Origin of the sequence: Geopsychrobacter electrodiphilus DSM 16401 (assembly GCF_000384395.1) — a bacterium.
Taxonomy (GTDB): Bacteria; Desulfobacterota; Desulfuromonadia; order Desulfuromonadales; family Geopsychrobacteraceae; genus Geopsychrobacter; species Geopsychrobacter electrodiphilus.
Window position 1 is genome coordinate 1,868,696 of the sequence record NZ_ARWE01000001.1, and the last position, 23,593, is coordinate 1,892,288.

Annotated in this window: 18 protein-coding genes and 3 pseudogenes; 5 read left to right on the forward strand and 16 right to left on the reverse strand. The window is 55.8% G+C overall.

Annotated features, from left to right (window positions below; translation table 11 throughout):
- Positions 1–24: 24 nt before the first annotated feature.
- From D888_RS0108865 to D888_RS0108915, 11 genes and pseudogenes are all read right to left on the reverse strand, one after another.
- The gene (locus tag D888_RS0108865; protein ID WP_020676198.1) at positions 25–225 is read right to left on the reverse strand and encodes a polyphosphate kinase 2 family protein; all 201 of its coding nucleotides are present in this window, start codon (positions 223–225) and stop codon (positions 25–27) included.
- Positions 226–250: 25 nt separating this feature from the next.
- A pseudogene (locus D888_RS22650) lies at positions 251–985 on the reverse strand (DUF4396 domain-containing protein).
- Positions 986–1,455: 470 nt separating this feature from the next.
- Positions 1,456–1,770, reverse strand: a pseudogene (locus D888_RS24865) (alcohol dehydrogenase catalytic domain-containing protein); the annotation flags it as partial.
- 28 nt (positions 1,771–1,798) lie between these two features.
- A pseudogene (locus D888_RS24870) lies at positions 1,799–4,202 on the reverse strand (phosphoketolase family protein).
- A gap of 115 nt (positions 4,203–4,317) precedes the next feature.
- Complete coding sequence (locus D888_RS0108885; protein ID WP_020676201.1) at positions 4,318–5,586, reverse strand: cation:proton antiporter; 1,269 nt, start codon at positions 5,584–5,586, stop codon at positions 4,318–4,320.
- 106 nt (positions 5,587–5,692) lie between these two features.
- Entirely contained in the window at positions 5,693–5,983 is a 291-nt protein-coding gene (locus D888_RS0108890) for a sll1863 family stress response protein (RefSeq protein ID WP_020676202.1), read from the reverse strand.
- Between the two features lie 268 nt (positions 5,984–6,251).
- A complete protein-coding gene (locus D888_RS0108895; RefSeq protein ID WP_020676203.1) occupies positions 6,252–7,670 on the reverse strand; it encodes an aldehyde dehydrogenase family protein in 1,419 nt (472 codons plus the stop codon).
- 63 nt (positions 7,671–7,733) lie between these two features.
- The gene (locus D888_RS0108900) at positions 7,734–8,756 is read right to left on the reverse strand and encodes a fatty acid desaturase (protein ID WP_020676204.1); all 1,023 of its coding nucleotides are present in this window, start codon (positions 8,754–8,756) and stop codon (positions 7,734–7,736) included.
- Positions 8,757–9,026: 270 nt separating this feature from the next.
- On the reverse strand, positions 9,027–10,184 hold the full coding sequence (locus D888_RS0108905) for a DUF4382 domain-containing protein (RefSeq protein WP_020676205.1): 1,158 nt from the start codon (positions 10,182–10,184) through the stop codon (positions 9,027–9,029).
- A gap of 463 nt (positions 10,185–10,647) precedes the next feature.
- On the reverse strand, positions 10,648–12,669 hold the full coding sequence (locus D888_RS0108910; RefSeq protein WP_020676206.1) for a CocE/NonD family hydrolase: 2,022 nt from the start codon (positions 12,667–12,669) through the stop codon (positions 10,648–10,650).
- Positions 12,670–13,971 (reverse strand): ATP-grasp domain-containing protein, encoded by a 1,302-nt coding sequence (locus tag D888_RS0108915; protein ID WP_020676207.1) that lies wholly within the window; start codon positions 13,969–13,971, stop codon positions 12,670–12,672.
- Between the two features lie 410 nt (positions 13,972–14,381).
- On the opposite strand from D888_RS0108915, the gene D888_RS0108920 reads away from it, so the two are divergent.
- The gene (locus D888_RS0108920; protein WP_020676208.1) at positions 14,382–15,290 is read left to right on the forward strand and encodes an IPT/TIG domain-containing protein; all 909 of its coding nucleotides are present in this window, start codon (positions 14,382–14,384) and stop codon (positions 15,288–15,290) included.
- 174 nt (positions 15,291–15,464) lie between these two features.
- Here the strand turns inward: D888_RS0108920 and D888_RS0108925 are convergent, their stop codons facing one another.
- Positions 15,465–15,854, reverse strand: a complete 390-nt coding sequence (locus D888_RS0108925; RefSeq protein WP_020676209.1) for a hypothetical protein — start codon at positions 15,852–15,854, stop codon at positions 15,465–15,467.
- A 755-nt stretch (positions 15,855–16,609) separates the two neighbouring features.
- Between D888_RS0108925 and D888_RS0108930 the strand changes: the two genes are divergently transcribed.
- Together D888_RS0108930 and D888_RS0108940 are read left to right on the forward strand one after the other, a co-directional pair.
- Positions 16,610–17,896 (forward strand): hypothetical protein, encoded by a 1,287-nt coding sequence (locus tag D888_RS0108930; protein ID WP_020676210.1) that lies wholly within the window; start codon positions 16,610–16,612, stop codon positions 17,894–17,896.
- Between the two features lie 377 nt (positions 17,897–18,273).
- On the forward strand, positions 18,274–18,888 hold the full coding sequence (locus D888_RS0108940) for a hypothetical protein (RefSeq protein ID WP_020676212.1): 615 nt from the start codon (positions 18,274–18,276) through the stop codon (positions 18,886–18,888).
- 112 nt (positions 18,889–19,000) lie between these two features.
- Here the strand turns inward: D888_RS0108940 and D888_RS0108945 are convergent, their stop codons facing one another.
- Genes D888_RS0108945 through D888_RS0108960 form a run of 4 tightly spaced genes read right to left on the reverse strand, consistent with a single transcriptional unit; the run spans position 19,001 to position 21,725 of the window.
- Positions 19,001–19,714, reverse strand: coding sequence for a class II glutamine amidotransferase (locus tag D888_RS0108945; RefSeq protein ID WP_020676213.1), 714 nt, complete (start codon positions 19,712–19,714; stop codon positions 19,001–19,003).
- Between the two features lie 45 nt (positions 19,715–19,759).
- Positions 19,760–20,290, reverse strand: a complete 531-nt coding sequence (locus D888_RS0108950; RefSeq protein WP_020676214.1) for a spore maturation protein — start codon at positions 20,288–20,290, stop codon at positions 19,760–19,762.
- Positions 20,287–20,862, reverse strand: a complete 576-nt coding sequence (locus tag D888_RS0108955; protein WP_020676215.1) for a nucleoside recognition domain-containing protein — start codon at positions 20,860–20,862, stop codon at positions 20,287–20,289. The genes D888_RS0108950 and D888_RS0108955 overlap by 4 nt, the downstream gene beginning before the upstream one ends.
- Entirely contained in the window at positions 20,859–21,725 is an 867-nt protein-coding gene (locus D888_RS0108960) for an LD-carboxypeptidase (RefSeq protein WP_020676216.1), read from the reverse strand. Before D888_RS0108960 ends, D888_RS0108955 begins: the two co-directional genes overlap by 4 nt.
- A 158-nt stretch (positions 21,726–21,883) precedes the next feature.
- Between D888_RS0108960 and D888_RS0108965 the strand changes: the two genes are divergently transcribed.
- On the forward strand, positions 21,884–22,678 hold the full coding sequence (locus D888_RS0108965; RefSeq protein ID WP_020676217.1) for an N-acetylmuramoyl-L-alanine amidase-like domain-containing protein: 795 nt from the start codon (positions 21,884–21,886) through the stop codon (positions 22,676–22,678).
- A 217-nt stretch (positions 22,679–22,895) separates the two neighbouring features.
- A complete protein-coding gene (locus D888_RS23970; protein ID WP_020676218.1) occupies positions 22,896–23,063 on the forward strand; it encodes a hypothetical protein in 168 nt (55 codons plus the stop codon).
- Positions 23,064–23,593 lie beyond the last annotated feature (530 nt).

The window sequence follows — 23,593 nt, forward strand, 5'->3', positions numbered from 1 at the left end:
ACGAGGTTAAACTTCCAATTACTGTCAGGCATCATCGATGCGCGTTTGAAACCGTTTTCGTTGTTCGTCCTTCGACTGGAGGAGAAAAAATTTGATGATCCGGGTGCCGTTGCGGTGGAGATGCGCTTCGAAGTCCACGATGGAACGATACCGCTCCTCCCAAATGGGCTGCTTGGCGATTAACCCTTCCGGCAACCCTGACGGCGAAGTTTTTTCCGGATGCACACGAACACCGAACTGCTCATGAACCTCACATCATCTCTTTGACGCCAGAGCGGAGCAGCCACCAGTTGACCGGATAGCTGGTGATAAAGCCGCACAGCATCGCAATCTGCATCATGAGCCAGAACTCAACGCTATCAACTTCAAGTCTGACGCCGAATACTTGCGGGAAATAATAAAGGCTCGCGAAGGCCATGAAGCCATACATTCCGATCTGCCAAGCCGTCAGCGATAGCGTATCAGCCTTTAACGCCGCCTTGACTCCCGCCGTCATCTTCAAATGGCGCATCGGCACGATCGTGAAATATTGAAACGCAACGCCAATCACGAAGGCGACGATAAAGTCGAGCACCCAGACGGCGAAGATCTTCTCGCTGAAAAGCCAGTGCCAACCAAACCACACGGCGATTGCGGGGAAGGTAAAGGCCAGCCACTCGGCGCAAATATCGCCGAGTGTGCAGCCGCTGCCGCAATGGAGCGTGGCCTTGCCGACCATCACGGGAAATGGCGTCGCGCTCTTGTCCGACGGTTCGTGCGCTTCGCTTTTCGCGTTCATGGCCGCCTCCATGGTTGCGCGCCGTCCATAACGGAAATAGGCCCAGGCCGTCAGCACCGTTCAGAACAATGCCACGACCGGCCAGACGATGTTCATAATCCACATGTGTTGCGGATGTCGCATCTCGTCAATCATGATCACCCCGGCGGCGGCGAAGCCGAGCATCAGCGCGAAAATGGAGACGAGGTGGAGCCAGTGCGGAATCATGATTACGCTTCCTCCTCAAGTTTAGCCTTGTCTTCAGGTTTGGTATCGGTTTTTGCCGCATCTGACCGCTTGTCGCGGTCTGCCTTTTTCATGTCTTCAACTGCTTTAACGTTTTTGCGCCCAAGTTCCCCGTAGAGCGCGTGAACTCGGATGACAAGCCCTGGAGTCAAATCCGTTGGTGCCTTGGCGCTGGCTTCTGGCTCTGCGTTTGTTTCCGCCTTGACCAGTTTTCCGCTGACGTGAAGGGCGAGAATCTTCCCGCCGTTTTCTTCATTGTGTTGAATTAGAAAGGCTGGATTCCTTGCCGTCACATCAGGACTTTGTGAAGTCGAGAACCACGCGTGACGCCACATTGACCTGTTCAAGTCGTTCCAAGACCTGGTTGATCGCCGAAAACGGTTGCAGCTCGATATCGGCTTTGACTTTCCCTTCGGCCGCGAAGGCGCGCGATTCGGCCATGTCCTGACGCGGGCCGACAAGCAATACTCGCAATGACCACAGGCTGAGTAGAGCCAAGGCCCCCCGACACGATCGCCGATCTTCACGATCGTCACGCCCGCTCCCATGGCGACGACCGATCCGATACCCTCATGGCCAGAGATGAACGGAGGGGTCGGTTTCACCGGCCAGTCGCCATGCCAGGCATGGAGATCCGTGTGACATACGCCGAATGCCTCAGTCTTGACCAGGATTTGGCCCGGTCCGGGAGTCGGAACGTCCCATTCCTGAATTTCCAAAGGTTTTCCGAACGGTACAACCACTGCTGCTTTCATCTTGTCTTTCATGGTTATTCCATTCCTTACCGCATGAGTTTCATGCCGTTTTTTCTGCGTCGGCATCGCCCCACCTCCAGTTTCGAATCTCCGGCAGGTCCTCGCCGTTTTTGCCAATGTAAAGCTTGTGTTCGACCAGCTTGTCCTTGAGTTGCTGCTTCAGGGCGAGCCCCTGATCGCCGGTCTGCGGCAGGCGGTCGATGCTGTCCATCACCAGGTGAAAACGATCCAGGTCGTTTAATACTGTCATGTCGAACGGCGTGGTGATGGTGCCTTCTTCCTTGTAGCCGCGGACGTGGATGTTGTGATGGTTGGTGCGGCGATAGGTCAGTCGATGGATCAACCAGGGGTAGGCGTGGAAGGCGAAGATCACCGGTTTGTCCTTGGTAAAGAGTGCATCGAACTCTACGTCGCTCAAGCCGTGTGGGTGTTCGCTTTGCGGTTGCAGTTTCATCAGGTCAACGACGTTGACCACCCGGATTTTCAGGTCAGGCAGATGCTCGCGCATGATAGAGACGGCGGCAAGGGCTTCCAGCGTCGGCACATCGCCGCAACAGGCCATGACCAGGTCTGGCGCGCCCCCCTGATCGTTGCTGGCCCACTGCCAGATCCCGATGCCCGCGGTGCAGTGCTTGACGGCGGCGTCCATCGTCAGCCACTGCGGCGCTTGATACTTGCCGGCGATCACGACGTTGACGTAGTGACGGCTGCGCTGGCAATGGTCCCAGACCGAGAGCAGGCAATTGGCATCCGGCGGCAGGTAAACCCTTACGACGGAAGCCTTCTTGTTCATAACATGGTCGATGAAGCCGGGATCTTGATGGGTGAAGCCGTTGTGCATCTGTTGCCAGACGTGGGAGGCCAGCAGATAATTCAGCGAGGCGATTTTCCGCCGCCATGGCAGCTCCGCCGTGACCTTCAGCCACTTGGCGTGCTGGTTGAACATCGAATCGACGATGTGGATAAAGGCCTCGTAGCAGTTGAAGAGTCCGTGCCGGCCGGTGAGCAGGTAACCTTCGAGCCAGCCTTGGCACTGATGCTCGCTGAGCATCTCCATGACCCGACCATCCAGGGCGAGGAATTCGTCGTTGTCTTGCGTGCGTGCCTCCCACTGCCGGTTGGTGACCTCGAAAACGGCGTTCAAGCGATTAGAAAGCGTTTCGTCGGGGCCGAAGATTCTAAAATTACGTTGCTCCCGATTGAGCTTGGCCAGATCACGGAGGAACACGCCGAGTTCGTGGGTGTCGGCCGCCGTCACGGCCCCGGGTGACGGGACATTCACTGCATAGTCGCGAAAATCCGGCATGACCAGATCCCGCAGCAGCAGACCGCCATTCGCCTGGGGATTCGCGCCCATGCGCCGTTCGCCCTTGGGCGCGAGTTCGGCCAGCTCTAACTTTAACCGACCACGCGCGTCGAAGAGCTCCTCCGGCCGGTAACTCTTGAGCCACTCTTCCAGGAGTGTAAGATGTTCGGGATGGCTGGCCGGGGCGGAGAGCGGCACCTGGTGGGCACGGAAGGTGCCTTCGATCTGCAGGCCATCGACCACCTTTGGCGGTCCAGCCCTTGGGCGATTTGAGCACGATCAGCGGCCAGCGAGGACGCATGGTATTGCCGCTGACGCGGGCGGCGTGCTGGATGCGCTGGATCTCTTCCACCGCCTTGTCGAGTGTCGCCGCCATGGCCTCGTGCATGAGCTCCGGGTCGTCCCCTTCGACGTAATACGGCGTCCAACCACAGCCGCGGAAGAACTGATCCAACTCTTGCGGCTCGATGCGCGCGAAAATTGTCGGATTGGCAATTTTGTAGCCGTTGAGATGCAGGATCGGTAATACCGCGCCGTCGCTGACCGGGTTCAGGAACTTGTTGGAATGCCAGGCGGTAGCTAGCGGCCCGGTTTCAGCTTCACCATCGCCGATAACGCAGGCGACGACCAGCTCGGGATTATCGAACACCGCGCCGAAGGAGTGGCTGAGCGAATAGCCGAGCTCGCCCCCTTCGTGGATCGAGCCCGGACATTCCGGCGAAGCGTGGCTGGGAATGCCGCCGGGGAACGAGAACTGCTTGAAGAGCCTCTGAAGACCCGCCTCGTCCTGGCTGATCTCGGGATAGATCTCGCTGTAGGTCCCTTCGAGATAGGTATTGGCGATCACGGCCGGACCGCCGTGCCCGGGCCCGGAGACGTAAATCATGTCGAGATCGTATTTGTTGATGACCCGGTTCAGGTGCGCGTAGATGAAGTTCTGACCGGGAGTGGTGCCCCAGTGTCCCAGCAGCATGTGTTTCACATCCGCCAGCAACAGCGGTCGCTTGAGCAGCGGGTTGGCGAGTAGATAAATCTGGCCGACCGACAGATAATTGGCGGCGCGCCAGTAGGCGTCAATCTTGTGCAACAGTTCCGGTGTCAACGTCTTGGTCGTTTTAGTAGTCGTGTCTGCTTTCACGCGTATGTTCCTTTTCAGTTGTGAGAAGCAAAACGTGGCAGGCTGTTTCCACGATCATTCACTCCTCGTCTGTCCGAAGCTGGTTTGGTTATTCTTATGCCTGCAGTCGTTTGTTTCACGGTTTGACCTCGTTAGCATGGCCCGGATCCTCCGGATATATTTTTTCAACCAGTCGCCCAAGGGTCATCCCCTGGATACCGATGGAGAAGACCACGACCATATAGGTCATGATCACTATCGTGGGTCTCTCCGGCACCGCAGGCAGTGACAGGGCCAGTGCCACCGAAATCCCCCCGCGCAATCCGCCCCAGGTGAGAATTCTGATTGTCCCCTTGCTGAACGATCCGAATCTCCTCATGAGTAAGACAGCGCCGCCAACGCTCGCCCAACGGGAAAACAGGGAAATCAGGATCGCCAGCAGACCGGCTACGAACAAAGCTGCGGTAAAGGGCATGATCAACATTTCCAGTCCGATCAGCATGAAGAGCAGGGCGTTGAGAATTTCATCTACCAGCTCCCAGAAGTCGTCGAGGTGTTCCCTGGTCGTGTCTGACATGGCGAATGTGCGCCCGTGGTTGCCAATCAATAGACCGGCCACCACAATGGCGATGGGGCCGGAGGTGTGAATCCGGTCCGCCAGGGCATAGCCGCCCATAACCAGCGCCAGGGTGATGATCACCTCCACCTGGTAGTTGTTGACCCTTTTGAGCATCTGGTAGGCCAGCAGGCCGATCACCAACCCCAGCGCGGCTCCGCCCACCGCTTCCTTCAAAAATAGCAGTGCCACCGTGTCCAGGGTGATTTCGTGCCCCCCTAGCGCCAGCTCCAGGATGATCAAAAAAACCACCACGCCGATGCCGTCATTGAAGAGGGCCTCCCCGGCGATCTTGGTCTCAAGGTTTTTGGGAACGCCGGCGGTCTTGAGAATGCCGATGACCGCCACCGGATCGGTGGGTGAAATCAAGGCCCCGAAGAGCAGGCAGTAAATGAACGAAGCGGGGATTGAGAGCCAACCCAGCACCAGCCAGGTCAACCCACCGACAATGAACGTTGAGGCAAGGACCCCAGCGGTAGACAGGATGGTGATAGTCCACTTCTGGCGGGTCAGGTCCTTAAACCTGATCTGCAGCGCTCCGGCGAAAAGCAGGAACGACAACATGCCATGCAGCAGCGCCTGATTGAAGTCGATCGCGTGCAAAATTCGGGCAATTTCGGACTGTCCGATATCGATGCCGATCCAGCCCAGGCAAATAATCCCCAGCGAAACCACCAGGGCGATAAACATCACGCCAATCGTGGTCGGCATACGCAGCACGCGATAGTTTATAAAGCTGAACAGCGCCGTCAGCACCATCAACATGGCGGTAATTTCGAATATCTTCATGCTTTACTCAACAGGGTCAGGGCGCCCCGGAGCAACCAGTGGCTGTAACGGATTCGTCGAGTGCCACGATTGCCCCAGATTATTGATATCTAGAAGGCTGAACGGTTCAGCCGGTTTTTCCGGTAAGCGTTTTCACGAATCCCTTGACCTCGCTCCAGATCTGTTCCGCTCCGACCTTCATATCTTCCCAGTCATCCTCACTGGCCATCGCTATTCCCCGCAGCTTTTCCGCCGCCTGATCCCGCTTCAGCTGCAAGGTTGCTGCGGCTTTGGAATATTCATTCTTAGCCTCGGCAGTAGCTTTTGACGCCTGATCCTTGAGCCGTTCGATATGAACATCCCATTCGACCATCTGTGCCGAGAGCTTTTCAACGTACTGTGTGCGTTGATCCTTCATGGCAAACTCCGATCTAGTGACTCCAGAGTGAAAGAAGTTTCTCTCTTGTCTGTCAAGGGTACCACAGTATCCCGGGTCGTCAGGTTGGTCGGACAGTACACAGGGGCAAGCTTGGTTAATATACTGGTAAATTCCCCAATGGAATGGGGGAGGGCAGACGGGAGGCGATTCATTGTGGAAAGAATGCCTCCCGTTTATAGAAGAGATGATCAGGTTGACAGCTAAGCGCAAGGCCCAGGTGTAATACGGCAAAATTTCAGGGTTGAGGTCAGATCTGCAGCGCCTTGAACGTGAGAAACTCCTCCAGACCGAAACGCCCGAACTCGCGCCCGTAGCCCGACTGTTTGAAACCGCCAAAGGGGGCGAGCAGGTTAAAACGGCCACCGTTGATATCGACCTGGCCGGTGCGGATGCGCCGCGCGACGCGCAGGGCGCGCGGTTGATCGGCGGACCAGACCGCGCCGGCCAGCCCGTAGTCTGAGTCGTTGGCGATACGGATCGCCTCTTCCTCGTCGCGATAGGTGATGATCGACAACACCGGGCCGAAGATCTCCTCGCGGGCGATGGTCGCCTGCGGATCGACCCGGCCGAACAGGGTCGGCTGCACGTAATAGCCGTGATCGAGACCAGCGGGAGGTTCCGCGCCGCCGAGCAGCAGTTCGGCGCCTTCAGCGATCCCCTTGCGGATATATCCGCGAACCCGCTCGCGCTGCGTCGCAGAGATGAGAGGGCCGAGTTTGGCTTCGCCGGCAAAGGGGTCACCGACGCTGAAACTGCGTGCGACCTCCACCGCCAGCTGCGCAGCTTCTTCGTAACGCTCTACCGGCACCAGCATGCGGGTCAGGGCGCTGCAGGTCTGGCCCGAGTTGAGGAAGCAGCCGTTGATCGTGGCCTTGACTGCGGTCGGCAGGTCGGCGTCGTCAAGGACCAGCGCGGCCGACTTTCCGCCCAGTTCAAGGGCGACACGCTTGACCGTCTGCGCCGCCAGTTCAGCCACCCGTTTACCGGCGCGGGTCGAGCCGGTGAAGGAGAGCATGTCGACCTGCGGGTGGGATGCCAGAGCTTCACCGACCGGCACCCCGTAGCCGCTGACCAGGTTGAAGACCCCGGCCGGCAGCCCGACCGCGTCGATGACCTCGGCCAGCATAAAGGCGTTGAGCGGCGCGATTTCGCTCGGCTTGAGCACCAGCGTGCACCCGGCCGCCAGCGCCGGAGCCAGCTTGGCGACGATCTGGTGCAGCGGGTAGTTCCAGGGTGTGATACAGCCGACCACCCCGACCGGCTCGCGGATCACCAGCGAATTGCCGACCTCTTCTTCAAAGGGGTAGTCACCGAGCAAATCAGCGGTGCTCTGCAGGACCGCCGTCGGCAGTCCGACCTGGATACGCCGACAGAGCTTCAACGGCATGCCGACCTCCGCACAAATGGTCAGGGCGATCTCCTCGGACCGTTCCGCCAGCGCCTGGGAAAGCTTTTTCAGCCAGAGGACGCGGTCAGCAACCGGGGTCGCCGCCCAGTCGGCGAAGGCACCGCGCGCTGCCGCGACGGCGACGGCCATATCGGTGCTGGTCCCAGCGGGGATACTCCCGATCACCTGCTCGGTCGAGGCGCTGATAACCTCGATTGTCTCCCTCGAGGCTGGAGCGACCCAGCGACCGTCGATATACAGCTTGTCGTAGCTTTGCATGACAACTCCTTATCGCTTGAAAAAATTAGCCTGGTATTCAGCTGCTTCTGGCTGCCGCGGATTCTACCGATTTTTCAATGCCCGGAAACTGACCAGTTTCCGCTGATCTTCATCATACAGGTTCAGTTGCAGGGATTTGAGGCTCTGCCGCAGGCTGAGCGGTTTGACGGTTTGCAGCTCCGGAATCCCTTCGTGGCACTCCTGCAGGCGGTAGTTCGGAATACCGGGTCGCATGTGATGGACATGATGAAAACCGATGTTGCCCGTGATCCACTGCAGTAACTTCGGCAGTTGATAATACGAAGCTCCCGACATGACGACCTGCCAGGGATCCCATTGGTCATGCCGTGCCCAGTAGACCCCTTCGAACTGATGCTGGACATAAAACAGCCAGACGCCGAGCATCGCCGCTATCATCAGCACCGGTAACTGGACCAGCAGATAGGTGCGGAACCCGATGGTCAGGCTGGCGATCAGGATGATGGTTGCGAGCGCGAGGTTGGTGACAATCACACTGATAACATCCATTTTTTTCGCCTCCGGCGACGGATAACGGTTGCGCAGCAGGAAGTAATAGAGTGGGCCGACCCCAAGCAAAATAAGCGGATGCCGGTACAGTCGGTAGCCTAGTCTCTGTCGCGGGGACGCCGCCAGGTACTCCTCCATGGTCATGGTATCAATGTCTCCGATGCCGCGCCGGTCCAGATCTCCGGCGGTGATGTGGTGTCCGGCGTGACTGCGCCGCCAGTCGTGAAACGCCGTGAAGGTCAGGATGCCGCAAAGGTAACCCAGGTTCCGGTTCCAGCGGGGCGAAGGGAGCAGAGAGCCATGGGTACAATCATGGAATAAGATAAAAATTCGGATCAACAAGCCCGCCGCGACGACGCCCAGGCCAAAAGTGATGGCGTAGGAGTAACCCTGGCGGATGCTCAGGACCATCAGCGCCAGCAGAAGCAGGTAGGGGATGAGGGTGGTGAAAAGTTGCCGCAAGGCCAAACGGATATCGCGCTGGAGATACGGCGCGGTGGCTTTGTACCACTCCGGTTTGTCCCCTTTGGCCAGGATAATAACGGGATTGAAAGGCATAAGGAGCCCCTTCGGTCACACGACAATGGTTAGTTTATGATCCATCATCCAGGGAATATTACCCGGGAAATGATATATAAATTTATCCCGGGTCGAGCTGCAAGTCAAAGACGCCGGGGAACATTGAGGGCATGACAGGCTGAGTATTGGGTCTGATGGATAAGTATCTGGTGCGGATAATCAAAATAATCGGAGAGGGTGATAAACGATCGGAACGACACAAGGCGGCCCGGTGGGGTCGCCCTGTGTCGTTCTGTTGCCGTATTGCTGCTAAATTGAGATGTTGAGTACCATGGCTCCAGCTGAGGTAATGGTCACATCGGCCGTCTGGGTAACACCGTTGAGGGTTGAGGTTACAACCTGGTAATCTCCTGCCGGCAGGTCCAGCGTATACGCACCGCCATTGCCGATATTGACAGATTTTACGCTGATTGTCGTCGCCGTTAACTCATCGACGCAGGTGATCGTCTGGCGGAAATCGATAGTGGCGTATTGATCTGCGCTGGCATTGGCAATAGTCAGGGTTCCGGAAATGTTCCCCGACGGCGTAGTCGGCGCAGTGAGAGTGAAGTCGACCATGATTGGGTTGCCTGCCTGCAAGGTGACGGCGGTGCAGGCCGGGAGATAACCGGTTTGGGATGTCACCAGGTTGTAGTCCCCAGCTTCAAGACGCAGGGCGTATTCACCGTTATCGTCGGTCAGTGTTCCCGCATCGATCACCACCTGATCTTTAGCATCGAGGGCCGCAGGGGCCGTGACCTGAGCGGTCACCAGGGCACCGCTTTGCAGGGCGTTGCCTGCGTCGGTTATCGTTCCAAACGCTGATGCATAGTAGGCCGAATTAAGAACCTTAATCGTCGGTTTGAGCAGGTATTGTCCGCTCGACCCAGCCTTGACCACGGAGCGCATGGCGTCGAAATCGAGGAGCAGTTCGGTGGTCTGATTTTCGTTGATGTCAAAACCATTGACGATTTTCAGTCCGCTGTTCGAACCGCTGGGGACCTTCATGTCATGAACCGCGCCGGTCTGGTCGATGGCGTAGTTGGCATACGGATGCTGCATGCCGAACATGTTTATGCCGATTTCCGGTGTGTTCCCGATAATCAGGCGCATCTGCGTATAGTGCCCGGTCGCCAGTGAGGAGACACCGAGGGGCGTGCTGACGCCATTTACGAGGTCCAGCAAATTATAGGTCTTGTCGGGAGTGGCTACCGTCTCCCAGGTGTCGTCTCCGTCGTGGTGGACCTCGACGCTGGTGATGGTGACGTAGACCGCCTGAAATTCATCGGTGGTGCTGTCGGTGAGGGCGGTTGACAGGGTCCCATGGCTGGTCCCTGAACTGTTGCCGCCGCCGCAGGCCGTCAATAAAAACGCCGCAGAAAGGCAAAGCAGAGCAATCTTGAGGTTACGCATAACTTTCAGTTTCATGGACAGTCTCCTTTGAAGAGGTACTCCGTATCGCCCAACGGGCATGAAAATAGTCTATCTCAAACATTCGGCAGTTTCATCCCGGCACTCATTCCTCCGGTTACATAGGTCATCATCTGATTCATAGCGAGCTCTTTTTGGCGTGAATTGGATCAACGTTGGTAATTTGGTTCACAGGACTTTTATATTTACCCTTTTTACAAGGTCCGTGCCAGATGAGGTGCCAGGGGTTGGACAGAACCTAAGTGGCTTATTTTTATGGATGAAATTAAAGATAAAAAGGCAGTGTGGGAATCAAATAGGGTCGGGTTGGCTCATCATATGTGACGGAACCATTTAATGTGACGGGCCGGAATGGTATTTTTGCTGGTGACTTGTATGCCCTGAGTGGAGCTGAGCTCGGGTTGCTGCCGGAAAAACACCGCCAACCTGGGTGGAGTGATCCTTGGGCTGAATCGCTCGCTCAAAGATTCCTGCGCGGGATGGTTCTGTCCCAGCTCTGGCAGTAGACGCGGAAACCAGCCTCATAGGCGTCGAGGTCGGCCCGCAGGTAAAAATTTTCGGCATCGGATTGCAGGACGGTGCGGGTCACTGTCTTGACGTACCAGTCGCCACGGCGCACGCCGCGCTCGCTGAGTACTTCGCCGCGTACCGAGTCGAAATCATCACCCTGAAAGCTGTACCATTCGCGTACGCACTTTTCCATTTCCAGATCGATCTCCTTGATGCACACCACCCCTTCGTCCTTGAACACCTCGAGGGTCGAAACATCATTCTCCAGGTCGCGGATCACGCGCCAGTTTCGTTCGGTCAGGCCTAGTTGTTCTGTCCGTGGTTGCTGAGCCGCCTGCGGCTCGTCGAAGGTGCACAGCTTCTCAGCGGTGGGGTTGGCAACACGCACCGGCAGGATTACTCGACTGGCACCGGTCAAAACCGCAAGACAAACCGGGCGGGGGGGTGACCAGGCCAACGGCCAGTATGAGGTCGACACCGAGATGCGGAAACGGTGCCCGGCCGGGAAAGTCTGGGCGATATTGTTGAGCTTGATCTGAACCCGGTACTGACGTCCCACCTCGAGCGGCGCCGGCTGCTCGTGACTGTCACGATGGGTCAGGTTAAGCATGCCGTAGGTGACCCGGGTCGCTTTGTCGTCGGCTGCGATATCCGACAGTCGAACCGCCACCATGGCTACCGGCTGATCGGCGGAAAGGACCAGCTCGACCAGCGGCTGGCCGAGGATCTCCATGGTCTCCAACAGGACTTCGCTATCGAAGGTCAAGGCGCCTCCGTCCTCCTGACGTTGGTCGTGGGGAAGATCCGGCGCGGCACTGTAGGAACACCACTTGCCGGCAAAAAGCCCGACGCTTAAGGGTGAGCGGATAGTTTCGATCACTTCAGGGGCGTGTCCGAAGCCGGGGACGATACCGCGCCAGCCGAGGGTAAAGGATTTCGATTGAATGTTTGGCGAGGGCCAACTGGACTCTGTCACCCAGCGACCCGGACGGGTCTTGTAGCTGGTGGTCGGCGGCACGCTGTCGAGCATGTAGGCCCGCAGCATCGGTTCATCCATGATCCCGTTCGGTTGGTCTTTCAGCCAGTAATCCCACCAGCGCACCACCTCCTGCAGGAAGCCGATCGCGGGGCCGGGGATGCCGTCGTGCGGATAACGGTGACTCCAGGGGCCGACCAAGCCAAGACGCGGACAGTCGAGGTGCTCAAGCATGCGGAAGACCGCATTGGTATAGCCGTCGGCCCAGCCGCTGACCGTCATCACCGGGGTCTTAAGCGCACTGAAATCCTCACAAATCGAGCCGTGCTGCCAGTAAGCGTCGCGCTGCTGATGGCGCATCCAGGTGTCGAGCCAGAGGTCAGTCTGCTTGAGCCGCTCGAACCACATATCGCGCCAGGCGTCGCCGACGATCTGCGGGTCAGGCGGCATCGAATTGTAGGCAAACATGACACCGGCCCAGGAGAGGTTGTCGCCGAGCAGGCAGCCCCCCATGTAGTGCACGTCATCGGCATAACGGTCGTCGGTCGAGGCGACACTGACAACCGCCTTCAGCTCCGGCGGTTGCCTGGCCGCGAGCTGCAGGCCATTGAACCCTCCCCAGGAGATGCCGATGATGCCGACCTTGCCGTTGCACCAGGGTTGCTCAGCCAGCCAGCGCAGGATCTGCTCACCGTCGGCCAGTTCCTGCTCCAGGTATTCGCCCTGCAACAGCCCCTCGGAATCGCCGCTGCCGCGTAGATCAACCCGCAGCGCCGCGTAGCCGTGCCCCGCCTGGTAGTGATGCAGTCCGGTGTCGCGCAGGCGGGTGAAGTCGCGCTTGCGGTAAGGGATGTATTCGAGGATAGCCGGAACCGGATTCTGCTCGGCCCCCTGCGGCAGCCAGAGTCGACCCGCCAAGCGGACGCCGTCGGCCATCGGGATCCATAGGTTCTCGATCGTCTTGACCTGGCAGGGGAAGGAGTCAATGTATTGCATTTATATCGCCTGCGCGGTAAGTGGCTCGAATTCGAAGGGCAGCATCTCCAGGCAGCGCTGCTGCTTGGAAAGAAGTTCCTCTTCGCTTTTTCCACCGATGAAGATATTGGCGTACTCGAAGCTGTAGCTGTCTGAATCGGTGAACTCCGAGAGCCGGTCACCCTCTTTGACCCAGACCATGACCAGGACTCCATCGATTTCCTGCTGCATAGCTGCGATCTCAACGGCCCGCGGCACGCGTCTTACCCAGGCATCACCTGCATAACGTCGCACCATGAACTTGGTCGCCATCGGGTAAGCGCCTGCTCCGCGTGGATAGTTGGGCTGAATTCCGAGTGCTACTTCCAGCATAACCTCCTGCTGTGAGGCTCCTTCAACCAGATGAAAAAGCGGGCAATGCGATTTGGAGATGCGTGGATTGATTTCGAGCAGGGAGATGCGCCCAGTTTGCGGATCGTGGAAGAATTCGATGTTGAACGGTTCGTTGTTGAGACCGGTGCGACGCATGACCTGCAATGTGACTTCGATCATGCGCTGCTGGACCTCTTGCGGCAGTCGCGAGGGGTAATGGTAACGGCTGAAACTCGAGCGATTTGTTTCGCGTAGCGAGTCGATCACGCCGAAAACCCGCGGTTCACCGTGAAAGACATAGCCTTCCAGGGTGCATTGATGTTGCGCGGTTATGATCTCCTCGGCCAGGCAATGGTTGCCGTCAACTGCAGCGATTTCCCCAGGAACCTCGGCGCGCTGGAAGAGGTAATTAAACGGATCGGAAAAGCGTCCGATGCGCTGCCTGATCAGGGGGGTCGCCGCATGGAAATCAGCGGGACACTCGATGCGGAAACCGAGGATCGATGAATGGGCTTTAACCGGTTTGATCCAGAAGGGGAAATCGAGATCAATCCGGGAGAGTGGATCAGCGGCGAAGGGGTCGAAGGCGGAAACCCGGGGAATCATCTCAGGCACTACTTCGCGCTGGATAGCGCGGCTCCAGAGCTTGTGTTCGCAGCGTAAGATGCTTTCAAGGGAGGTCGTTGGCAGTCCGGCTGCCCGCCGCAGGGTCGGCAACATCAGGGTGGTCGGAAAATCCCAGTATGAGACGATGGCGTCGACCCGACCTTCGAAACGCTCCAGCTGACGAGATGCTGTGGCCAGCAGTTCTGGCATCGAATAGTTTGCGGCCGCGATGATTTTTCGTGGGGGGAGCAGAGAGTGGTAGCGGTAACTGTCGGCCTGGCGAATTGTGCCGAAGAGAGCATTGGTAAAATCATCAAGGGCAAGGACAAAGATATTCTTCTTCATCAACGACTCCTAGCGACTTTAATTTCGCACTTGTTACACTCTACCCCGAAATATCGTGGTTCACAATAGCCCTTGCCTCAGGTTTGCGTTTCAGGTGGTAGCTAGACGCAGCGAGCCGGGTTTGATTCAGATCTGGGGAATCTGCGCGGTCTACCAACTACTAAATTCGATGGTAGACCCCAGTGGCTCGCGCGACCTTTTCATCGATCAGGTAAAAAGGGAGAGCCACTCTTTACACTGAAGCATGCTTCGCTCCACAATTAAAACGGTAAGGCGCGAAAAGCAGGGAGATCATCGCCAATCCCGGCCATTGTCTTGCTGAAATGCTATGCTTGGAGTCTATTCGGTGGAGAAGGAGTAATGGCCGGTGCCTCAGCGTTAGCCGGGTACTTGACAGTCGAGGAGATCAGATGAAAAGAGCTGTTCTTGCGTTGATAGTGAGTTTGTTTTTGCTGCCGCTCACGGCTTTCGGGGTCGAGATCACCTCGATCTATCCCGCGGTTGCCTTTGTCGGGACTCCGGTCACGATCATTGGCGGCCCGTTCACTTCAAAGGTGATGGTCGAGCTGGGAAATCAACAGATTCACCCCGACCTCATTAACCCTCGTCAGTTGATTTTTATTACCCCCCAGCTTCCTGTCGGTGAATATTCCTTATTTCTGCGCGACGCAGGGCAGGCATCGCAGCAGACCTACAGCTTGCGTATCGAGTTTCCGCCCCCCAGCATCACCTCTTTAACTCCAGCCAGCCTGGACGAATGTGCGACACCGGAACAGCAGCGCGTCAGCCTGCACGGAGAAAATATCCAAAAAGGAGCGCAATTGCTTCTGAACGGAGCAGTGATCCCTGCTGCCCGGGAGGAAGATCTGTCTTATAGTTTTACCCCCCCGACTCTGCCAGCCGGGAGCTATGGCGTGCAGTTGGTGAATCCCGATGGGAAACGATCGCTGCCGTACACCCTTGAGTTCAACGGGCGGCCTGAAATCGAAAGCATCAGTGAAGGGGAAAATTTCGTGAATTATTATCAGGTCATCATTCGCGGCAAAAATTTCTCCCATAATTCAGTGCTGCTGGTCAAAGAGTATCCTGGCGGTTTTTCAGATTACCCCCCGCGGCAGCGCTTTATCCCGGTGCAGGGCAGAAGAACCTCACCCAACGGGGGCACATCCAGAGAACAGGCGGAAAACGTTATTTATCAGGATTGTCATAGCCTGATCTATAATAGATATCCCGCCTTCAACCAGGCTATGCGGATCGTTTTTCAGGTCGGCAACCCTGACGGCCGACAAACCGCACCCTACGAGACCTCACTGCCCTAGAAGGCTGCAAACGAGCCAAAAACGGAGCTCTCTGAGGTTGGCAAAGGGGTTATGGTAACCCCTGAAGAAAGGATGCTGGGGGGACCAATCATGACCCTCTGAGTTTAATGACTGGGCGTGGTGACACGATTTGACTTGCGGAGATTCGCAGGAAACCCCCGGGAAATACTGGCATTACAAGACACCTTCGGCTTTGACCGTTGAACTCAGGGGTTCAATGCCGGGGGTCGTGGCTACACATTGCCAGACATCACCCCGTCTGAATTCCTGTCCTTTACGGGCTTCTACATTAACCTGAACCAGGCGCTGCGGACTCCGAGAATTTACCGACACCTCTCTTTTGGATGTTCCAAGCAGACGAATTGAACTTTCAGACAACTTCCGGCTCACATAACAATCAACAGTGATGCGGGAAGGGAATGAACTTGTTTCAAACCCTGTGATGCTGACCGGCACTTTAAATATAATCTGGGTGGAATTGGCCAACGCTGGCATTTGACTGGCGAACAGCAACAGCCCGGTAAAAACAAAAATTTCCCCTGTTATTTTCAGTATTGTTTTCATCGTTTACCCCTTTTTTACTGCAGTTTGATCCGGTGACTACTTCTGCACATTAACAGGTCATCGCCGGCCGTTTAAGAGTAATGGCCCTGTTTTAATGATATGCGGTGTGGATTGAGCACCAACCAGGCGCAATGCCATTGTTTTAATAATGTGTGGTGCGGATTGAGCACCAACCAACGTTAGCGGGTTTGTCGTTATGGTACCCGACACACCTACAGACTGTGATGGGTCGATTTGCATCTGGAGCCCGGAGTGTAAGGTGGATGGCGGGACTAGCGGCCCAACCAGGCGCAATGCCCTGGTTTTAATGATGTGCGGTGCGGATTGAGCCCCCACCAGTGTTAACGGGGCTGTCGTAATGATCCGCACGCCCGGGATTGGCGGACTGGAAGTCGGTGCCTGTAGCCCGATGTTTAATGGGGCTGACGGAAGCTTCAATTGTTGTGGGGCCTCTGGCAGCTTTGGCGAAGAGATATTGGATGGATTCCACTTGGCTAACGCCTGCGTACATATCAACACACCCAGAACACAAAAGATGATGATCAGTCTGCGTTGGGGTTTTATCATTCGATCGCCATTTCAATGGTGGGGAAGATGTTACCTTTTCACTGCGAATATACCCGAACGCTCTGCTGATCGTTCAGACTACTGAAGTATAGCGGTCAAGCCTGCCATGTTGCAAACTTGAACGCGATATATGAAGAGAAGCGTTGAAGAAGCTTGAACCCCCTGCAACAGTAAGGCATCATAAGCCCATGCCGAAAACAGCCTTTAATGCCATCGAAAACAGTGTCAGCGCCTTCCTCGGCGGGGCTGGAGTCTCTCTGGTCGAACTCGAGAAGCCGGACGAGTTGCCTGAAGCGCGAGACCGCCGTGAGATCCTGGTCCGTTTAGTGTTCGACAAGGTCGCCTATCTGTTTAAGGCTAACCGCGACGAACTGGCCTTCACCACCACCGAGATCAGTTTCATTCAGGAGCTGCTGGCGGCCTTCGAAGGGCTGTACGGTGGCTTTTCGGCACAGGGCTATGCGGCGCATTTTCGCACCGCCTTATTGACTTCACTCACCGATATTGCCGTAGCACGCTACCTGCGCGGGGATCGCAAAGGGGTGTTCTGGCCGGTGGAGAGTCTGATTCAGCTGCTGAAAAACCTCTCATATCAGCGCTATGAGGGGACCCCGGCGTCGACCGGTTTCCTGGTCTATCGCTCGCAGCTCGACGATTTTGTCGATTCGCTCAAGACCTCTCACTACAACTGGTTCGACCTGGGTAAGGCGCGGCAGCGCATCAGCGCCGATTTTTTTCGTAACCCGCTGACCTACCGTTTCGTCGACGGGCTACGGGCCCTGTTTGTGTGTGATATCCGCATGAACGTCAAAGGGACTATTCAGACCGGTTCGCCGCGCCCACGCAAGTCGATCGAACAGCTGGCCTGGCGCGATACCCAGACCCTGCTCGGCAAGGCAGGGGAGGCGGCCTTTGCGATTTTTGTCAACGAGGTCTCGGAGGTCGAGGTCGTCCTCGATGGTGGCCGACTGCTGGTCTGGCGCAAGGGGGTTTGGGGGGTCTACGATCCTGATATCTTCCGCGAATTTTTCGCCGGCCATTTAGACAAGCGCTCGGTCCATTCCCTGATCGGCTCGATCTACTCCCTGTCGAAGTCGCGCCACGGTACGGTGGTGCTGATCGCTGCTGAGGGGACCGATCTGGAGGCCTTGCGCAAGGGCTCGGTCGGCGGTCGTGGTTCTTTGAGCCGCGCGCTGATCGAACACGTGCGCGGCCGCAAGCTGGGCACCCTGAAACGCACCGGCGAGTTGAGCCGTATCCTCTCCTCGGACGGGATGACAGTGATTAATCGCAAGGGGGAGCTGCTCGACACCGGGGTGATCGTCGATACCTCGCAGGTTAAGGGGCTAATCACCGGCGGAGGCCGCACCACCGCCGCCAGCGCGGCTTCACACTTCGGCCATGTGGTCAAGGTCTCTGAAGACGGACCGGTGGAGCTCTATCGCGCCGGCAAGCGGGTCTATCGTTTCGGCTGACCGGCAGGCGGGATTGTAAGCGCGAAGTTCCGGGGACATCATACTTAATTCACAAGGAGCATCACAGTTACGCAGCAATTGCGAGATACTGACGCCGCCACGGTCGGCGCGTTTTTTCAACAAGCTCATCTCGTTATCATTGACCCGTCAGGAAATGCCGTCCCCGCGCTGCGACACGGGGATTTTGTCTTGCGGGAGTCGTTGATCATCAATGGGTATGTCAACGAATGCTGCGCAGAACTCGCACTGCTGCCTGCCACCGCGCAGTTGCGCGGCCAGGCTTGACTTCGGGGCGTTTGTGGTGCTCATCTTTTCGGCAGCCATTATCCTGGGGCTTATGGCCAGACCTTGTTGACACCACCGGAGACTTCAATGAGATGAGTACGTCAAGATTTGATCCGCTGAAAGTCTATCGTTATGACGCTGACAGCGGCCGCTATAATATCGACATAGATCTGGATTACTATCGCGAGCTCTACAGTGAGTGGGATTTTTCTCCCCAGCATAATCGGGATCTGGACGGGAATCTGTTCAAATATCTGGTGGATTGCAGCGATGAAATCCCGGTGCGCTATCCGGTGGCGATCGCCATAAACCTGCCCGCTAATGTCTATGATGCGACCAGAGAAGAACGCGCCACCCAAGGATTTCATAATTTCTTCACCTATCAGATCCGGCGCGAAAAGAATCGCTATCGATATTATTATTCCAAGATTATCAAGTACCTGTGTATCGGCGCTCTCCTGCTGATTGCGGCCTCGATGCTGGAGAATTTTTTCTCTGGACTCGACCACACCGATTTGCTTGTGCAGGGGCTGGTCATTGGCGCCTGGGTATCTATCTGGGAAGTCTTTTCGGTGATATTTTTCAACCTGTCTGATCACCGCAAGAAAATCAGATCATTCAGGCGCCTGCTTGACGCAGAGATCGTTTATCGGTATCGACCCGATTCGGAATCGGCGAGTCCCAACCCTGATGAAGCAGATCTGTAGATTTCAGAAAAAACACTGAGTGCTATTTGCTGATGGTCGTTATCTGAAGGGCCAAATTTGAACCGCGATACCTGCGAAATTCTGACATCAACCGATACATATTTTCGGCTAATCAAACCCTGCCTCCCAGCTCAATCGACAAAAATTCTTCTTTCGCCATCATCGCCCACTGCAACCTCTCATCCAGGGGCTCAGACGAGATAAAACAGGAGTCTTCAGCATAGGCTTTGTAGAGCGAGTAGTAGTCCGGTTCTTTGGTGAAATCACGATAGGCGAATAATTTTACGCCATCACTGAAGAGGCAATTCAGGGCCGAAAATTTATGCCTTTGCTGGATAACCGTCGCCGTATCAAGAAAATCCTGACCCAGCTCCCGCGCCTTGCCACTCATGACGTGATAAAAGAACACTTCCGTATCGCGGGCGTCTGCACCGAGTCCCGGCAGACTTATGTCGGGAATCAGCCCCTGATAGTCGTAGACCACGCCGTTGTGAAAAAATACGCTGTTGCCGAGATAAAAAGGGTGGGCGTGTCGGATGTTGGAGGTGTCGGTCCAGGCTGATTTTCGCAGGTGCAGGATCATCAGGGGTGAGGTCCGGGCGGTACTGAGGATGCCGATGACCTTGTCGGTCTCTTTGAGCAGGTTGACCCCGCTTTTATGGACGACCAGTTTCCCGTTCTGGTAGAAGGCTAATCCCCAGCCATCCTCATGTCCGGGCGGGTCTTCGGCCATGACCTGGCCGCTGCGCGCGAGCTCGCAGAAACGGGCGACGATCTGCTCATGTTTTACATAATCAAAATGGGTGATCCCCAGAACCCTGCACATAACTCTGCCTCTCAAATACCCTGATTTTTGCATGATTCTGCAATGTCAGAAAAACCACCTGGTCACCATAACTGCCACAAGGATGCCGATAAAATCGGATATAAGACAGACCGGCACCAGATAACGGGTTTTCTTGATGCTGACGGCGCCCAGGTAAACGGCCAGCACGTAAAAGGTGGTCTCGGCGCTGCCCATGATGATGGCGGACATATGGGTGGCCATGGAGTCGGGCCCGGTGGTTTTGACGATGTCCACGAACAGTGCGGTCGAAGCGCTACCGGAGAGTGGCTTGATGATCGCCATGGAGACGGCTTCGATGGGGATATGCAGGAAGGAAAATACGCCGTAAAAGGCATCCCTGAGATAATCAAAAGCACCTGAGGCCTGGAAACCCTTAATCGCCACGAAGATGGTTAACAGATAGGGGAAAATTTTGAGAATAATCGCCGGCCCCTCTTTGGCTCCGGCGACAAAGGAGTCGTAGACCCGGACTTTTTTGAGCGTTCCGTACAGCACAGTAAACAGAATAAATAGCGGGATTATCAGCAGCGAGATGTATTCAATCGACTTGATCATCTGAAGATCCTCCTGAAGGCAGCGAGGACCAGCAGCGCCGTCATGGTCGAAATCGCCGTAGCGATCAGCACCGGAAAGACGACGGCGGCCGGATTGTGGTTGCCGTAGGTAGCGAGGATGCCGATTACCGAAAATGGGATCAGCTGGATGCTGGCGGTGTTGATGACGATGAAGGTCATCATCTCGGGGGTAATGGTCCCCTTGTCCTGATTGAGCTCATCGAGATCCTGCATCGCCTGAATCCCCAGCGGGGTGGCGGCGTTGCCGAGTCCGAACAGGTTGGCCAGAACATTCAGGGTGATGGCGGTGATCGAGGGGTGATCGTCGGGGATGTTCTTGAACAAGCGGCAGATGAGCGGTTTGAAAAGGTGCGCGATGCGGTAGATCAGGCCGGAGTCTTCGAGGATTCTGGTGATTCCCATCCAGACCGAGACGATGCCTAAGAGATAAAGCGAGACCTCCACCGCAGCTTTGGCGCCGTCGAAGATAGACGTGGTAAACGCCTCGAGATGGCCGGTGAAGATCGCAAAAACGATACTGACGCAGAGCATGATCAGCCACAGGACGTTCATTTGTCGTCCCCGGGGAACGTCATGTTTTTGATCAAAAGCTGCTTGCGCTCCGTATTCAGTTCAACCTCAGCGCCGATCGGCAGGGTGAGTTTGTCGGTGACATGGCCGATGTTGGGGCAATGCACCACCGGGAAGTCGAGCATCATTTGTGAGGCCAGAATCTCATAGACCTTTTGGCTTCTGATCCCGCGGAAATCGCCGAGAATCAGCGCTTTGATCCCTTTGAATTTCCCGGCCAGAAGCCACTGGGTCAGGTAGCGATCGACCTGGTGCAGTTTTTCATCAACATCTTCGAAAAACAGGATGGAACCTTGGGTCTCAATCTCCCAGTCGGTCTTGAGCAGGGCGGTCAGGGTGATCAGATTGCCCCCCTTGAGAATTCCTGTGGCAGAACCGGGATGGTAGACCTTGAGACGGGCCCCTTTGAGTAGATTTTTTTCCGGATAGCCTTTGACGGCGTTGGTCAGCGACTTCAGCGTGAAGGCGGTTGGCCGGTCCAGGTTGATCAACATCGGGGCATGCAGGGTCACCAGTCCGGCGCGCTCGAAGATCGGATTAAGCAGGGCGCTCAGGTCGCTGAAGCCGGCGATGATTTTGGGGTGTCTTTTGATGAGGTCGAAATCGATGAACGGCAGTGCTTTCATTGCACTGTACCCGCCGCGCAAGGCAAGGATCATATCGACACCGGGATCTGCAAAGGCAGCATGGATTTGCTCGGCCTTCTCTTGAGGGGAGGGGAGCCGCTCGGGAAATTCCGGGTTGAGGACATTTAGCCCGAGCAGGGTGAGCTGTTTGACGCCACGGGTAAAGTCGCGCTTCTTCTTGATCAGATAACTGGGTGTGACAATAAAGACGTTATTCAATGAAAATCTCCGCGATATCGAGCATTTAATTTGCTCCAATTTAGCTGTAATTAGATCCAAATACAACCGGATTGGCGACCGATGAGGATCATCTTCTCATCGCACAACTCTTGCCAAAAAGATCGCCCCCTTTTATAACTTGACCATGGATACCGCTGATGCTTTTTAAAATATTGATATGGATACTTTTCTTCCTTGGTCTGAACTCCGGCGTAGCGCTGGGTGCGGATCAGAATTTGATCAACCTCGGTCACTGGAGCAACCCGGACCTCGCGCAGATCATCACCACCGCAGGCCAGATTAAGGCTCCGGGCGAGCGGATAGTTGCTCTCTCCAGTCACTTCCTTGGGACACCCTATGTCGCACATACCCTGAGCGGCGACCCGCAAACGGCGGAACAGCTGGTCATCAATCTGGCCGGGTTCGACTGCTTTACATATCTCGATGTGATCGAGGCCCTGCGCCGCTCCAGCGACCTCGATAATTTTCCTGACCAGTTGAGACAGGTCCGCTATCGCGGGGGCAAGGTTGCCTATACAAACCGCAGACACTTTTTCAGCGACTGGGTTGTGGGGAGTTCTGCCCGAATACATGATGTAACCACAGCCGTCGGGCAGGGCAGAGCTCAGGTTGTCAGCAAAAAGCTCAATCGAAAAAGTGCCGGGGCCTATTGGTTGCCGGGGATCCCTGTCACGCAGCGTGACATCGCCTACATTCCCAGCGACAAAATTGATCGGGAACTGTTGTCTGCTCTGCAGTCGGGAGATTATGTCGGTATTTATACAGATAACGCCGGTCTTGACGTCAGCCATGTCGGGCTGCTGGTTAAAGACCATGATCGTTTCATACTGCGTCATGCCTCATCGCGCAACAGTCTGAGACGGGTTGTTGACGTCGATTTGCTAAAATATATACAAGGCAAGCCAGGGCTGGTGGTCTATCGTGCCAGATAGGATGATGACCAGTTAAGCGGTTAGCGCTGATCCTCATAAATTGGGCGAAGTGGAGCGAAGAAACTTGGGGAAACTGCGTTGTCCTCAGGGATGTCCTCGCCGCAATGACTGACAGGAACACAGCTTCAGCTCAAATCATCACAGTCTATGGACTCAACGCCGGTTTGCGATAAAATACAAACAGGGACGCATGTTAGCCGACGAAAGGGGGTCTACTATGAGGTTAGAACTGAGTCAAGCGGAAGAACAAATTTTGGCGGATACGCTGAAAACGAGTCTCAGCAGGCTGAGCGATGAAATCTCCCACACCGATTCGCACGATTATCGAGAGTTTCTCAAAGGTCGCAAAGAGATTCTGGTCAAGTTGAGCGAGAGGCTGCACTAAGGGCTATCAGAATTTAGGTCGGCACCGGACAGCCTATCCATTCCACATTACATAACACTTTATCGGGGCGGGGTTTAGCCAGCCCCCCCCGAGTTGCAGCCCCTGATTTTCCCCATCGTCTCACCCCCAGCAAGCTAATCCTCGCCAACAGATCTTGTTTTGTGGCGAGGACCAGCTTGCCTGTTCTGCACTGGCAGCCGAATGTTTTCCCATCTCCGTATACCCTGTACAACAACAATATGCCTCTTATTGATAAGCTTTTTTTGTTGAACGAAGTGTTCATTATTATCAACAGAGATGTGAGGTTGTCTCTATAGTTGCATGCCTGTGACAGACGGGGGGACCTGCTTCTTGCTGTAATTGAACATGATTTCAAGGACTTAGGAAGTAACGAGTGGTTGGTACAATAAATGCTGTAGGTAAAAGCGTGGCTATCTTTTGTCCTAAACTCTGTCTTTGCCTTTAATGCCGGTGATTCCCATACAGTGCTTCTGGGCAAGTTCTGAAAGATAGTTGAAGGTCCACTGGTC

Excerpts from the sequence above, each read along its gene's own strand:
- D888_RS0108930 (WP_020676210.1), top strand. The coding sequence starts at position 16,610 with ATGCCGAAAACAGCCTTTAATGCCATCGAAAACAGTGTCAGCGCCTTC.
- D888_RS0108905 (WP_020676205.1), bottom strand. The coding sequence starts at position 10,184 with ATGAAACTGAAAGTTATGCGTAACCTCAAGATTGCTCTGCTTTGCCTT.
- D888_RS0108920 (WP_020676208.1), top strand. The coding sequence starts at position 14,382 with ATGAAAAGAGCTGTTCTTGCGTTGATAGTGAGTTTGTTTTTGCTGCCG.
- D888_RS23970 (WP_020676218.1), top strand. The coding sequence starts at position 22,896 with ATGAGGTTAGAACTGAGTCAAGCGGAAGAACAAATTTTGGCGGATACG.
- D888_RS0108940 (WP_020676212.1), top strand. The coding sequence starts at position 18,274 with ATGAGTACGTCAAGATTTGATCCGCTGAAAGTCTATCGTTATGACGCT.
- D888_RS0108890 (WP_020676202.1), bottom strand. The coding sequence starts at position 5,983 with ATGAAGGATCAACGCACACAGTACGTTGAAAAGCTCTCGGCACAGATG.
- D888_RS0108965 (WP_020676217.1), top strand. The coding sequence starts at position 21,884 with ATGCTTTTTAAAATATTGATATGGATACTTTTCTTCCTTGGTCTGAAC.
- D888_RS0108900 (WP_020676204.1), bottom strand. The coding sequence starts at position 8,756 with ATGCCTTTCAATCCCGTTATTATCCTGGCCAAAGGGGACAAACCGGAG.
- D888_RS0108950 (WP_020676214.1), bottom strand. The coding sequence starts at position 20,290 with ATGATCAAGTCGATTGAATACATCTCGCTGCTGATAATCCCGCTATTT.
- D888_RS0108955 (WP_020676215.1), bottom strand. The coding sequence starts at position 20,862 with ATGAACGTCCTGTGGCTGATCATGCTCTGCGTCAGTATCGTTTTTGCG.
- D888_RS0108885 (WP_020676201.1), bottom strand. The coding sequence starts at position 5,586 with ATGAAGATATTCGAAATTACCGCCATGTTGATGGTGCTGACGGCGCTG.
- D888_RS0108910 (WP_020676206.1), bottom strand. The coding sequence starts at position 12,669 with ATGCAATACATTGACTCCTTCCCCTGCCAGGTCAAGACGATCGAGAAC.
- D888_RS0108915 (WP_020676207.1), bottom strand. The coding sequence starts at position 13,971 with ATGAAGAAGAATATCTTTGTCCTTGCCCTTGATGATTTTACCAATGCT.
- D888_RS0108945 (WP_020676213.1), bottom strand. The coding sequence starts at position 19,714 with ATGTGCAGGGTTCTGGGGATCACCCATTTTGATTATGTAAAACATGAG.
- D888_RS0108895 (WP_020676203.1), bottom strand. The coding sequence starts at position 7,670 with ATGCAAAGCTACGACAAGCTGTATATCGACGGTCGCTGGGTCGCTCCA.
- D888_RS0108925 (WP_020676209.1), bottom strand. The coding sequence starts at position 15,854 with ATGAAAACAATACTGAAAATAACAGGGGAAATTTTTGTTTTTACCGGG.